13 protein-coding genes are annotated in these 12,439 nt (G+C 32.8%); 6 read left to right on the top strand and 7 right to left on the bottom strand.

The features are described from left to right. Positions 1–104: 104 nt before the first annotated feature. Both OLM51_RS03855 and OLM51_RS03850 read left to right on the top strand, forming a co-directional pair. The gene (locus tag OLM51_RS03855; protein ID WP_264553086.1) at positions 105–1,262 is read left to right on the top strand and encodes an iron-containing alcohol dehydrogenase; all 1,158 of its coding nucleotides are present in this window, start codon (positions 105–107) and stop codon (positions 1,260–1,262) included. Positions 1,263–1,618: 356 nt separating this feature from the next. Beyond that, entirely contained in the window at positions 1,619–2,614 is a 996-nt protein-coding gene (locus OLM51_RS03850; protein ID WP_264553085.1) for an NAD(P)H-dependent glycerol-3-phosphate dehydrogenase, read from the top strand. A gap of 166 nt (positions 2,615–2,780) precedes the next feature. Here OLM51_RS03850 and OLM51_RS03845 read toward each other — a convergent pair whose 3' ends face one another. From OLM51_RS03845 to OLM51_RS03830, 4 genes are all read right to left on the bottom strand, one after another. Then, positions 2,781–3,188: a hypothetical protein gene (locus tag OLM51_RS03845; RefSeq protein WP_264553084.1), complete on the bottom strand. Its 408-nt coding sequence runs from the start codon at positions 3,186–3,188 to the stop codon at positions 2,781–2,783. A gap of 99 nt (positions 3,189–3,287) precedes the next feature. Continuing rightward, positions 3,288–4,307 carry a phenylalanine--tRNA ligase subunit alpha gene (pheS, locus tag OLM51_RS03840; protein ID WP_264553083.1) on the bottom strand — a complete coding sequence of 340 codons (1,020 nt, stop codon included), beginning with the start codon at positions 4,305–4,307 and terminating at the stop codon, positions 3,288–3,290. 203 nt (positions 4,308–4,510) lie between these two features. Next, on the bottom strand, positions 4,511–5,038 hold the full coding sequence (locus OLM51_RS03835) for a hypothetical protein (RefSeq protein ID WP_264553082.1): 528 nt from the start codon (positions 5,036–5,038) through the stop codon (positions 4,511–4,513). 86 nt (positions 5,039–5,124) lie between these two features. Continuing rightward, the gene (locus OLM51_RS03830) at positions 5,125–5,481 is read right to left on the bottom strand and encodes a hypothetical protein (RefSeq protein ID WP_264553081.1); all 357 of its coding nucleotides are present in this window, start codon (positions 5,479–5,481) and stop codon (positions 5,125–5,127) included. Between the two features lie 257 nt (positions 5,482–5,738). Here OLM51_RS03830 and OLM51_RS03825 point away from each other — a divergent pair, with 257 nt between their 5' ends. From OLM51_RS03825 to OLM51_RS03810, 4 genes are all read left to right on the top strand, one after another. Further along, on the top strand, positions 5,739–6,287 hold the full coding sequence (locus OLM51_RS03825; protein WP_264553080.1) for a CvpA family protein: 549 nt from the start codon (positions 5,739–5,741) through the stop codon (positions 6,285–6,287). A gap of 117 nt (positions 6,288–6,404) precedes the next feature. Continuing rightward, a complete protein-coding gene (locus tag OLM51_RS03820) occupies positions 6,405–7,079 on the top strand; it encodes an NUDIX hydrolase (RefSeq protein ID WP_264554272.1) in 675 nt (224 codons plus the stop codon). Positions 7,080–7,243: 164 nt separating this feature from the next. Further along, positions 7,244–9,040, top strand: a complete 1,797-nt coding sequence (gene lepA / locus OLM51_RS03815) for a translation elongation factor 4 (RefSeq protein WP_264553079.1) — start codon at positions 7,244–7,246, stop codon at positions 9,038–9,040. Positions 9,041–9,299: 259 nt separating this feature from the next. Continuing rightward, complete coding sequence (locus OLM51_RS03810) at positions 9,300–9,917, top strand: porin family protein (protein WP_264553078.1); 618 nt, start codon at positions 9,300–9,302, stop codon at positions 9,915–9,917. 55 nt (positions 9,918–9,972) lie between these two features. On the opposite strand, the gene OLM51_RS03805 is transcribed toward OLM51_RS03810, so the two are convergent. From OLM51_RS03805 to OLM51_RS03795, 3 genes are read right to left on the bottom strand one after another with little or no spacing between them, the layout of a single operon-like run. Further along, positions 9,973–10,170 (bottom strand): hypothetical protein, encoded by a 198-nt coding sequence (locus OLM51_RS03805; RefSeq protein ID WP_264553077.1) that lies wholly within the window; start codon positions 10,168–10,170, stop codon positions 9,973–9,975. A gap of 5 nt (positions 10,171–10,175) precedes the next feature. Continuing rightward, positions 10,176–11,567, bottom strand: a complete 1,392-nt coding sequence (locus OLM51_RS03800) for a radical SAM protein (RefSeq protein ID WP_264553076.1) — start codon at positions 11,565–11,567, stop codon at positions 10,176–10,178. Further along, complete coding sequence (locus tag OLM51_RS03795; RefSeq protein ID WP_264553075.1) at positions 11,557–12,300, bottom strand: prolipoprotein diacylglyceryl transferase; 744 nt, start codon at positions 12,298–12,300, stop codon at positions 11,557–11,559. The genes OLM51_RS03800 and OLM51_RS03795 overlap by 11 nt, the downstream gene beginning before the upstream one ends. Positions 12,301–12,439: the final 139 nt, after the last annotated feature.

Genomic DNA, 12,439 nt, shown 5'->3' with positions numbered 1-12,439 from the left:
ACTATTAAAAAATTAAATAAACAACAATGTGCTAGGCTACAGATGAGTTCAAAGAAAAAAAACTTAGAACCTCAGAACCTTAGCATCTTAGAACCTAAAAAAACATGCTAAACTTTGAATTATACAATCCGACGAATTTAATCTTCGGAAAAGGACAAATAGAAAAACTTTCAACTTTGGTTCCAAAAAATGCTAAAATCCTTTTGGCTTATGGTGGCGGAAGTATTTTTAAAAACGGAATTTACGATCAGGTAATTAACAATTTAAAAGGTTTTGAAATTGTTGAATTTGGCGGAATTGAGCCAAATCCGAGATTTGAGACTTTACTAAAAGCTGTTGAAGTAATAAAAGCAGAAAAAATTGATTTTATTCTGGCTGTTGGTGGCGGATCTGTCATTGATGGTGTAAAATTTATTTCGGCTGCAGTACATTTTGAAGGAAATCCAACTGACATTTTACAAAAACGTCTCTTAATTAAAGAAAACGCAATGCCTTTTGGAACTGTTTTAACGCTTCCGGCTACGGGTAGTGAAATGAATTCAGGATACGTGGTAACTATTGAAGCAACACAGGAAAAATTATCTTCTGGTGGAAGCGCTTTGTTTCCGCAATTCTCCATCTGCGACCCGACAGTTATTGCATCTTTACCAAAAAGACAACTTGAAAATGGTGTTGTAGATGCTTACACGCATGTTATGGAACAATATTTAACGTATCCAACTGATGCCTTTTTACAAGATAGAATTGCCGAAGGAATTTTGCAGACTTTAATTGAAGTTGGTCCGGGCGTTGTTAAAAACCCAACAGATTATACTTTGGCTTCAAACTTTATGTGGAGCTGTACAATGGCTTTAAACGGATTAATTCAAAAAGGTGTTCCAAGTGATTGGGCAACTCACATGATTGGCCACGAATTAACGGCTCTTTATGAAATAGATCATGCCAGAACTTTGGCTATTATTGGCCCAAGTTTATACACTGTAATGTTTGAAACTAAAAAAGGGAAATTAGCACAATACGGAAGACGTATTTTTAATCTTTCTGGTTCTGATGAAGAAGTAGCAAAAGAAGCCATCAATAAAACAGTTGAATTTTTCCATACAATGGGAATGGATACTAAACTTTCGCAATATACCGAAGACTATAGCAATACAGCCGACTTTATCGTAAATCGTTTTAACGAAAGAGGCTGGAAAGGTTTAGGTGAAAATCAATTGGTTACTTTAGATAAAGTGAAATCTATTGTTGAGCTTAGTTACTAAAGTATAAATTCCAAGTTTTAAAAAATTCCAAATTCCAATCTTAGATTTATTGGAATTTGGAATTTTTTTATTGGAATTTCATAAAAAAGGCGCTCTTAATTTTATTAGGAACGCCTTTTCAAAATACTAAAACAAAACTAACTAACTCAATTTTTGTTAAATTCATTAAAATTCAAATTTATAATTAGTTACAACGCAAGCCATTGTGTTTTATTGCATAGCATAAAAAATATTTTTTTGTCCGTTTAAAAACCCCTTGAAAACCAAAGTGTTTGAAATCAATTTATAAATTTCTTAAATGAGATTTTGTGTTATTACTACATTATTAAGTACTTTTGTTTTAAATTATTAAAATAATGAGCGAAAATTTAAAATTTGCAGTAATTGGAGGAGGAAGCTGGGCAACGGCTATTGCAAAAATGTTATGCGTTAATCTTTCAGAAATTGCGTGGTACATGCGTAATGAATCTGCAATCGAACATATTCAGAAATACAAACACAATCCAAACTACTTAAGCTCTGTTGAATTCGACACCAAAAAGCTTAAGTTAACAAGTAATATAAACGAAGCAATAGAATATGCAGACTATATAATTTTTGCCATTCCATCTGCTTTTTTAGATGCCGAATTAAAAAACATGACGGTTTCTTTGTCTGACAAGATCATTTTTTCTGCCATAAAAGGAATTGTACCGGAAACCAGTTTAATAGTTGGAGAACATTTCCATATTCAATACGATATTCCATATTACAACATCGGAGTAATTACAGGACCTTGTCATGCTGAAGAAGTAGCTTTAGAAAGACTTTCGTACCTAACAATTGCTTGCGGTGATCCGGATAAAGCAAAAAATGTAGCTAAATCACTTTCTGGAAATTATATTAAAGCTAAAATTTCTGATGATATTATCGGTACTGAATATGCTGCAATGCTTAAAAACATCTACGCGATCGCTGCCGGAATTGCACATGGTTTAGGTTACGGAGACAATTTCCAGTCTGTTATGATGAGTAACGGAATTCGCGAAATGAAAAAATTCATCCGAAAAGTACATAAAATGAAACGTAATATTAACGATTCTGCATACCTGGGCGATTTATTAGTTACTGGGTACTCGGTTTTCTCAAGAAACAGAATGTTCGGAAACATGATAGGAAAAGGATATACTGTAAAAAGTGCTATGATGGAAATGAGCATGGTTGCTGAAGGTTATTACGCAACAAAAAGTGCTTATAAACTAAATCAAGGCTATGGAGCAAAAACACCAATTATAGACGCTGTTTATGCTGTTTTATATGAAGGAAAAGATGCTAAATCTGTTTTTAAGAAGTTGACTGAGTCTTTGGATTAGTTTTTTTTAGAAGAAAGAAAATAGAATAAAGAGAATAGAATAAAGAGAATAGAATAAAGAGAATAGATTTCTATACTTTGAGAATAAAAAAAGAGTCAAGACTAATTAAATTTCGTCTTGACTCTTTCTTCTTTATTCTATTTTCTATAATCTATTCTCTAAAAAACTACTTCACCATAATCCCTTCAACAAACAAAATTGGCACTTCTTCAGTATCATTTTCGTTGATTAAATTAGATTTGAAAGTAAATTTCTTGTCGTATAAAGTGTTTCCAATAAAGAATGTCACCATAAATTCATTATTCATAACCAAAAGACTTTTCTCAATCATTTCGATTTTTACTACAGAAACGGCAGGAACCTCAACAAATGCGTGACGAAGAATTGACGTTTTTTTCATTTCACCATCAATTGTTCCAAACGCTTTTGAAACTACCATAACGCTGTCAAGATTAAAATCGCTGTCATTAACAAGGTAAGCATACCATACTTTTTCCATAAAATCATCGCTCCATTCCTGCACTGCAGCAAGAAATACGTTTTCGACTTCTGGAATTACTATATCTTTTTTCATATTAATCAAAAGTTTAAAAGTCGAAAGTCATAAAGTCGAAAGCCAAAAGCCATTATTTTAGGACTTTCGACTTTCGACTTTATGACTATTTGACTTAAATTATATATTTGCTTTGAATTGCTCTAAGAAACGAACATCATTTTCATAAAACATACGAATATCACCAATTTGGTATAAAAGCATCGCAATACGCTCTACTCCCATTCCAAAAGCAAATCCGTTGTATTCATCCGGATTGATATCACAATTTTTAAGAACATTTGGATCTACCATTCCGCAACCTCCAATTTCTAACCATCCTGTACCTTTTGTAATACGATAATCAGTTTCGGTTTTTAATCCCCAATAGATATCAATCTCAGCACTTGGTTCTGTAAACGGGAAATAAGACGGACGAAGACGAATCTTTGATTTTCCGAACATTTCTTTAGTAAAATAAAGCAATGTTTGTTTCAAATCAGCAAAAGAAACATCTTTATCAATATACAATCCTTCTACCTGATGGAAAATACAGTGCGAACGAGATGAAATGGCTTCATTACGGAAAACACGTCCCGGAGAAATAGTACGAATTGGCGGTTTATGGTTTTCCATATAACGTACCTGAACAGATGATGTATGTGTACGCAATAACACATCAGGATTTGTCTGAATGAAAAACGTATCCTGCATATCACGTGCCGGATGATATTCCGGTAAGTTTAATGCTGTAAAGTTATGCCAGTCGTCTTCAATTTCCGGACCTTCAGAAACATTGAATCCAATATTGGCAAAAATATCTATAATTTGATTTTTAACAATTGAAATAGGATGACGAGAACCAATAATTACCGGTTCAGCTGCACGTGTCAAATCGCCAAAAACTCCTTTTTTCTCTTCCTTGCTTTCAAGTTCTTCCTGAATAACTCTTACTTTCTCTTCAGCAGCAGCTTTTAAGGTATTCATTACAACTCCAAAATCTTTTTTCTGGTCGTTTGGAATATTTTTAAACTCATTAAAAAGTTCTCTTACTAAGCCTCTACTACCTAAATATTTAATACGGAATTGTTCTAAAGATTCTTTATTTTTATCATTAAAGGCTTTGGCTTCCTCTATATGTTCTTTTATCTTGTCTATCATTTTCATTCAGTTCTTGTGAATACAAATTTAAGTAATTTGTTTCAAGTTTAATATTTAAAGTTGAAAGTTTCCTTTGTAACTAAGAGTTCCTTCAAATTACTATTTGTAAAAGAACAAAAAAAGGGCTTTTATTTATAGATCAACTCAACAAAATCATTAAATTTTTCAGATCGAATTGTATCTTATAAACTATGTATTTGAAATTATTTTATCCTATTTAATTTAGTTTCAACTTCAGTGATTTTTTTATGCCAATAATTTATACCATCCTGATTTTTAACAATTTCTTTTCCATATCTGGATCCTACACTTGCTAACTCAATTCCATTTTTAGTCCAATCACGATCTCTTTCCCTATTATTAGATGGTTCTATTCTTGTACGCCAAAAATCCATATTTTTAAGATAAGTTTCTTTTAGTCCTTCAAAATATTCGATTAACTTTTCTTTTGAATTAGGAATATAACCAGGACCACTGCAACCACAAGAATGGAATGTAATTCCAACGGCATATAAATTTTTAATATGTTCCCATTTTTTTACATCATCCTTTTTTGGAGATTCAAAATCAAGTCCCATATTTGCCGTTAACTCACCACATTCAGGACATTTGGCTTCATAATTTAATTCTGCACCATCTTTTATATCCCCCTTAAGTCTTCTTTTAAATGTTTTTCGACAATTAAAACAAGCATAATGAGGTTTATAGGAAGTCATTGCATATCTACACATCTTTGCAAAATTTTTATTTGAAAGTATACAGTTGAAGTTTTCAGTTTTTAATTCATTCTGCTGAAAACTGAGACTGCAACGAAAAACTACTCTATAAGTTTTCTTTCTAAAAAATAACTTACAATTGCTTCTTTCATTAAAACCGATTGCTCACCGGCTTTCAAAGATGGCAATTGTTCTTTTACTTTATAATGTGGCCATCCGTCTTCATCAAAGTACTCAAATTCGTAAAAACCGTATGGCTCCAATAATCGGCAAATTGCAATATGCATCAGATTCAGTTTCTCATCTTTTTTGAATTCGCGGTGCACTTTTCCAAATTCCTGAACTCCAATTAGGTAAATTATGGCATCCAAATCTAAATCTTCTCCTTGCGAAAATTGATTTGAAAGTATATCGACGAGCTTTTCCCAGCGCTCTTTTAGTTGTGTATCTCTAGACATTTTAATTTATGATTTTTGATTATAGATTTAAGATTGTTGATTTAAAAATCAATTCTGAGGGGGGCAGAATCACAATCTTAATTCTAAAATTTGATTTGCAAAGATACATAGTTCAGATTCATTGTGCTTAAAAAAATTAAACACATTAAAGATAGATTTATAATCTCCCGAAAAGAAACTTTGAGCCTTTGCAACTCTGAACCTCCGAACCTAAAAAAAGATATATATTTGCGCCTCATTAAACATAAAACCAAACCATGAGTTTTTTTGACATTATCGTTGCCGCACTTTTCGTTTATAGTTTATACAAAGGAGTTAAAAATGGCCTTTTTGTAGAAGTTGCCTCTTTTATTTCTTTATTACTTGGAATTTATCTGGCGATTAAATTTTCTTCTTTAATGACTGGCATGATTTCAAAACATGTTTCATGGAATCCTGTCAATATTCAGATTACGGCTTTTATACTGACTTTTATACTTGTTGTAATTGGTGTTTATTTCCTGGCTAAAATATTAACCGGAATTGCCGATTTTGCCATGCTGGGCTGGATGAATAAATTGGGCGGCGGATTTTTCAGAGTTTTAAAAACCATTTTGATTCTGAGCATTTTTATTGCTTTATTCGAAAAAATAAACTTCAATAATACTTTTGCCAAGCAAGAAACTTTAAACAAATCCATTTTTTATAATCCCGTAAAAAAAGTGGCTGCTTTTGTCTATCCTTCTATCGAAAAATGGTACGATACTTTTAAAAAAGAACATACTGACAAACCGGAAGAAAAAGAAACGTCTGAATCTGAAAAATAACATTGAGTTGTCCTGAAAAAGATTTTAACTTTGAATTTTAAAACACTATAAAAGTAAAAAACAGCATCGTTGAAAAATAATTCTATACCTGATAACAAAACTGCATCGCAAACTAACATGCCTGCCATTGAAGGTGTAACGGTTGATTGCGTAATATTCGGATTTAAAAAAGAAGGTCTCGAAGTGCTTTTGGTACAACATGCTATAGGAGAAAGTGAAGGAAGTTGGGGATTACCAGGAGGCTGGATCAAAAAAGAAGAAAGTGCCGAGGATGCTGCACACAGAGTTTTGTATGAACTGACCAGTCTTGATAATATTTATCTGGAACAGCTTAAAGCGTTTACTAATCCAAATCGGGTCTTAGATCGTCGGGTTATAACAATTGGCTATTATGCTTTGGTCAATCAGGAAGATCATAATATAAAAGCGAGTCTTGCTGTAAGAGAAGCAAAATGGTGCAAAATCAACGAAATTCCGAATTTGATTTTTGATCACAATGAGATTTTAAATTTTAGTTTAATGCAGCTTCAAAATAGAGTACGTCAGGCTCCTATTGGTTTTAATCTCTTACCTGAAAAATTTACTTTATTGCAGTTAATGCATCTTTATGAAGAAATTCTTGGTATCGAACTGGACAAATCTAATTTTAGAAGAAAAATTCTCCACATGAAATTATTGCTTGAACTTGACGAAAAACAACAAGATGTTTCGCATCGGGCAGCAAAACTATATAAATTTGATGCCGAGATCTACAAGAAATTAACCGAGAAAGGATTTAATTTTGAGTTTTAAAATAAAAAATTGAATTCTACGGTTTAACTATCGGCCGTTCATCATTCCAGAATCCAAAACTTTGCGCTATCTTTGCCCCTTAATAAGATGCTATAAAACAATTGTTATAGCGCAATTTACATCCAGAAAATACTTAAACTCGCAAAGAGAATTGATATATTAAAATGAAGAAGATACGTAACTTTTGCATTATTGCACACATTGACCACGGTAAAAGTACATTGGCAGACCGCTTATTGGGCGCTACACAAACTGTTACAGCTCGTGAAGAAAAAGCACAATTGCTTGACAACATGGATCTGGAGCGTGAGCGCGGAATTACCATAAAAAGTCACGCCATACAAATGGAATATACTTATAAAGGAGAGGAATATATTTTAAATTTAATTGACACTCCTGGTCACGTTGATTTTTCATACGAAGTATCTCGTTCGATTGCTGCCTGCGAAGGAGCACTTTTGATCGTTGATGCTGCACAAAGTATTCAGGCACAAACAATTTCAAACTTATATCTGGCTTTAGAAAATGATCTGGAAATTATTCCGGTTTTAAATAAAGTCGATTTACCAAGTGCCAATCCAGAGGAAGTAAGCGACGATATTATTGATTTATTAGGATGTAAACTTGAAGATATTATTCACGCTTCCGGAAAAACAGGTTTTGGTGTTGAAAATATTTTAGCAGCTATTATTGAAAAAATTCCTGCTCCAAAAGGAAATCCAGATGAGCCATTACAAGCTTTGATTTTTGACTCGGTTTACAATCCGTTTCGTGGAATTGAGGTAATCTTCAGAGTTGTAAATGGAGAAATCAAAAAAGGGCAAAAAATTAAATTCATGGCTACAGGCAATGAATATTTTGCTGATGAAATTGGAACTTTAAAATTAAATCAGGTTCCAAAAAATGTAATTTCTTCAGGCGATGTTGGTTATTTGATTTCCGGAATTAAAGAAGCCAAAGAAGTAAAAGTTGGAGATACACTAACTGATGCCAAAACGCCAACAACCAATATGATTACTGGTTTTGAGGATGTAAAACCAATGGTATTTGCCGGAATTTATCCTGTTGATACTGAAGATTATGAAGATTTGCGTTCTTCTATGGAAAAACTGCAATTGAATGATGCTTCATTAGTTTTTACTCCTGAAAGTTCTGCGGCTTTAGGATTTGGTTTCCGTTGTGGATTCTTAGGAATGCTTCACATGGAAATTATTCAGGAACGTTTAGAGCGTGAATTCGACATGACTGTAATTACTACAGTTCCTAACGTTTCCTATTTGGCATATACCAAAAAAGACCCTGAAACTTCATTTGTTGTAAATAATCCTTCTGACTTACCTGAACCTTCTCGTTTAGACCGAGTTGAAGAACCTTTTATAAAAGCAACGATCATTACAAAAGCTGATTTCGTAGGAAACGTAATGAGTTTATGTATCGAAAAACGTGGTCAAATTACCAACCAAACCTATTTGACAACAGAACGTGTTGAATTAAACTTTGACATGCCTTTGGCCGAAATTGTATTTGATTTTTACGATCGTCTAAAAACAGTTTCAAAAGGTTATGCTTCTTTTGATTATTCTCCTATCGGAATGAGAACTTCAAAATTAGTTAAACTGGATGTTCTTTTGAATGCTCAAACGGTTGATGCGCTTTCTGCATTGATTCACGAAGACAACGCGTACAACATCGGTAAAAAAATGACTGAGAAATTACGTGAGTTAATCCCAAGACAACAATTTGATATTCCGATTCAGGCTGCAATTGGAGCTAAGATTATCGCTCGTGAAACTATTAAAGCACTTCGTAAAGACGTTACCGCAAAATGTTACGGTGGAGATATTTCGCGTAAGCGTAAACTTCTTGAAAAACAGAAAAAAGGTAAAAAACGTATGCGTCAGGTAGGAAACGTTGAGATTCCGCAAGAAGCGTTTATGGCTGTTTTGAAATTGAACGACTAAGCTTTCTTTTAGAGAATAGAAGAAAGATCCAAGAATATAGACTTAACCCGATGACTTATGTTATCGGGTTTTTTGTTTATTTTTCATGTTCATCTGAGTATCAATTAGTTAAAAATATAGTTATTTTAAGTAAGATTTATCTTATTTGGTAAACAAAAAATATATAAATACCTGATTTTTAACGCAGTTCGTCGAACTTAAAGTTAAATTTACAATAAAAAATGTATTTTTAATCTTACAACTTTAAAACCGTAAGATTATGAAAACCAAATTTTCAATTATTTTAGCCGTATTTAGTTTTTACTTTGCCAATGCTCAACAAGAAGATCAGGTTAATTCTGAAATGAATTCTGCAAAGGGCATTACCTTTGCTCATGGCGATATGTTTATCGAAGGTGCTTTGCAAATTGCCACAGGCGGTGATCAGGATTATTATGCTTTTAATCCTAAATTTGGGTATTTCCTCAATGACAAATTTGCTGTTGGAGGTCAATTAAGTTTTTCCAGCAACAAATACGAATCGACAAAAACCAAAACTAATATATTCGGTATTGGCGGGTTTGCACGATATTATGTGCTAGAATTAGATAAAAAACGTTTTAAAGCATATGGCGAAGCTGGTTTAGGCTATGGCCGAAACAAAGTGGAAGACCCTACAGGATCTGATGACACTAATAGTCTAACTGCCAATATCACTGTTGGTTTAAACTATTTTGTAACCAAAAATATTGCAGTAACTTTTGTATTGGCCAATGTATTGTCTTACAACAGTGTTTCTCCGGAAAACGGTCCTTCTTCAAATACATTCCAATTAAATGTAAACCTATTCGAAAATATCTTTGACCAACCTAAGTTTGGACTTTTATATAAATTTTAAACTACTTATTATACAACTTGAAACCCCCAATAGTTCAGTTTATTGGGGGTTTTTCTTAAGATATAAGTGTTCCGCATATTCCTAATCCAATAATCAAATATAATGCTCCAATGATAAAACAAACTTTTGCTCCATTGGGGTGGTTTTTCTTTACTGCAAAACCAATGATTGTCATTAAAATTGGCGGCCCCACCATAATTGCTATAAAAAATGCGACCAAACCACCTAAATTACCTACTTCCAATGCTGTCATATTCTCTATACTTTAGTTCTTAATTCTTCAAGTCTTTCTATTTTATCGTCTCTGTAAAACAAATTCATTGTTTCGAATGGGATTATTTTATTATCCTTATTGACAATATGTACACATGATTTTTTTATTGCTCTCACATCAAAATTATAGGCATCAATAAACTGCATTATAATAATTCTAAACAGATTGTCATAGCCTAATTCCGGAGCATCAATATTAGGTAAACAACATAATATCGATTTCAAATTTTCCTGTGCCACTTCTACAGAATTTCCAGTACTAAACAGGTCTATCATTTTACCTCGAAGTACTTCATCCTGCTCATAAATAATGGTGTTTTTACTATTGTCCAATAAATCATTTGGATTAATATATCGCGTAAGAGGAAAAACTTCGTCTCCTAACTTCAACGCATACCCCATTACCAAAGCGTCAGGATTACAAGGAACAGGAAGCAAATCATCTGAATTAAAAACTGTCGACTGCTCCAGAATTTTTCTTCTTACTTCTGTTAATGTCATCCGGTCAGTTTCTAAATTAAAATTCTCCAGTCGACCTGCAATTTGAGTCGGCTGAAATGTAACCCCACGAACGCATTTTTGCTTTAGTGCAAACTCAATAATTTTACCTATTTCATGATCGTTTAATCCTTTTTGAAGTGTAACAACCAAAGTAGTAGACAAATTAACTTCGTTTAGATTTTCTAAAGCTTGTTTTCGTATTTCACTTAAATCAGCTCCGCGCAGTTCCTGCAAAACACTGTCCTCAAAAGAATCAAACTGAAGATAGATTTCAAAATCCGGAGAATAGCTTTTTAATCTCTGAACAAACTCTTTATCTTTTGCAATTTTAATTCCATTTGTATTTAGCATTAAATGTTTTATCGGAATTGATTTTGCATAATCCAAAATTTCAAAAAATTGAGGATGTATAGTTGGTTCACCGCCACTAATTTGTACTACGTCTGGTTCTTTTTCATTTTTAACAACCGTATCAAGCATCGCTTTTATTTCTTCAAGAGTCCGGTGTCTGCCATAACTAGGCGATGAACCGGCATAACAAGTTGGACATGTCAGATTACATCGATCGGTAACCTCTACAACTGTCAAGCAGGAATGCTGTTCGTGATCCGGACATAAACCGCAGTCGTAAGGGCAGCCATAATGCGTTTTTGTATTAAAAGTATACGGCATCTCTGATGGCTTATTGTAGTTTCGAATATTCTTGTAATACTGAATATCGTCAGCAATTAAAACCTTAGAACTTCCATGCTCTGGACATCTTTTAAGCATGTAGACATTCTCGTCTTCAAAAACAATTTTTGCATCAATTCTTTTTAAGCATTCTGGACAAAGGCTTAAGGTAAAGTCATAATAAGTATATTTTCTAACTGGCATTTTTTACAAATAAATTTAAAATTGTTTTGTTATAATAGAGCAGACATATCAAACATAAAATCTGAATCGAACTAATTCCAAAAATCAGGAAATGATTTGGTTTTAAAAATTCCACAAAAAAGCGAAACGTAAAATAAGCAATCATAAAATACTGAAATAACAGTCCGCTTTTAACCGTTCTGGTTTTTAATTTCTTCAAAACAAGAAACAAAATAATCAGAAAAACTAATTCATATAAGGCAATTGGGTGTCTTATAATATTATCACCAAGATTCATACCCGTAAAAAAGGTCGTTTTTTTTCCATACGTAAACTCATTTGTACCAGATAAAAAACAGCCTATTCTCCCTATAAAAATTCCAAAAATAATCGGAAAAGTAAATAAGTCGCCTGATGATTCTTTTTCGCCGATAATCTTCTTTGCGATTTCAACCCCTAACAGTCCGCCAAACAACCCTCCCATAATTGTTTTTGCATTGAAGAGTTCAAAAATTGATTTTGCATCAAAATGAAAAACAGGATTTTCCAGAAAGCCCATAATTCTGGAGCCCATAAAAGCTCCAATTGCCGCTCCTAATATGATTGATAACCTATTGCCTGAAACAATAGTATCATTGGATTTTTTTCTCAAAAAAACATAATATCGATATCCTAAAAAAAATGCGAGATATTCTAAAACTAAATGGATATTAATTTCATACCCCAAAATAACCGGCTCAAAAGGAAGTCTCATTCTATACCCTGAAATTTAATACTATAATTCTGTAAAGATGCAAAAAAATGTTTAAATTCATTCGACTTATAGAGTAAAAGCTGTTTCAATTTGGAACAGCTTTTTTATTTCTATAAAGATTAAACCTTTGTAACTTTGA

The organism is Flavobacterium sp. N2038 (assembly GCF_025947185.1).
Lineage (GTDB): Bacteria > Bacteroidota > Bacteroidia > Flavobacteriales > Flavobacteriaceae > Flavobacterium.
Note: the sequence above shows the minus strand (reverse complement) of the source record. Positions and strands in the feature narration are given on the sequence as shown.

Bases quoted from the DNA above. Each gene is read 5' to 3' on its own strand.
- OLM51_RS03855 (WP_264553086.1), top strand. From the start codon at position 105: ATGCTAAACTTTGAATTATACAATCCGACGAATTTAATCTTCGGAAAA.
- OLM51_RS03850 (WP_264553085.1), top strand. From the start codon at position 1,619: ATGAGCGAAAATTTAAAATTTGCAGTAATTGGAGGAGGAAGCTGGGCA.
- OLM51_RS03845 (WP_264553084.1), bottom strand. From the start codon at position 3,188: ATGAAAAAAGATATAGTAATTCCAGAAGTCGAAAACGTATTTCTTGCT.
- pheS (WP_264553083.1), bottom strand. From the start codon at position 4,307: ATGATAGACAAGATAAAAGAACATATAGAGGAAGCCAAAGCCTTTAAT.
- OLM51_RS03835 (WP_264553082.1), bottom strand. From the start codon at position 5,038: ATGTGTAGATATGCAATGACTTCCTATAAACCTCATTATGCTTGTTTT.
- OLM51_RS03830 (WP_264553081.1), bottom strand. From the start codon at position 5,481: ATGTCTAGAGATACACAACTAAAAGAGCGCTGGGAAAAGCTCGTCGAT.
- OLM51_RS03825 (WP_264553080.1), top strand. From the start codon at position 5,739: ATGAGTTTTTTTGACATTATCGTTGCCGCACTTTTCGTTTATAGTTTA.
- OLM51_RS03820 (WP_264554272.1), top strand. From the start codon at position 6,405: ATGCCTGCCATTGAAGGTGTAACGGTTGATTGCGTAATATTCGGATTT.
- lepA (WP_264553079.1), top strand. From the start codon at position 7,244: ATGAAGAAGATACGTAACTTTTGCATTATTGCACACATTGACCACGGT.
- OLM51_RS03810 (WP_264553078.1), top strand. From the start codon at position 9,300: ATGAAAACCAAATTTTCAATTATTTTAGCCGTATTTAGTTTTTACTTT.
- OLM51_RS03805 (WP_264553077.1), bottom strand. From the start codon at position 10,170: ATGACAGCATTGGAAGTAGGTAATTTAGGTGGTTTGGTCGCATTTTTT.
- OLM51_RS03800 (WP_264553076.1), bottom strand. From the start codon at position 11,567: ATGCCAGTTAGAAAATATACTTATTATGACTTTACCTTAAGCCTTTGT.
- OLM51_RS03795 (WP_264553075.1), bottom strand. From the start codon at position 12,300: ATGAGACTTCCTTTTGAGCCGGTTATTTTGGGGTATGAAATTAATATC.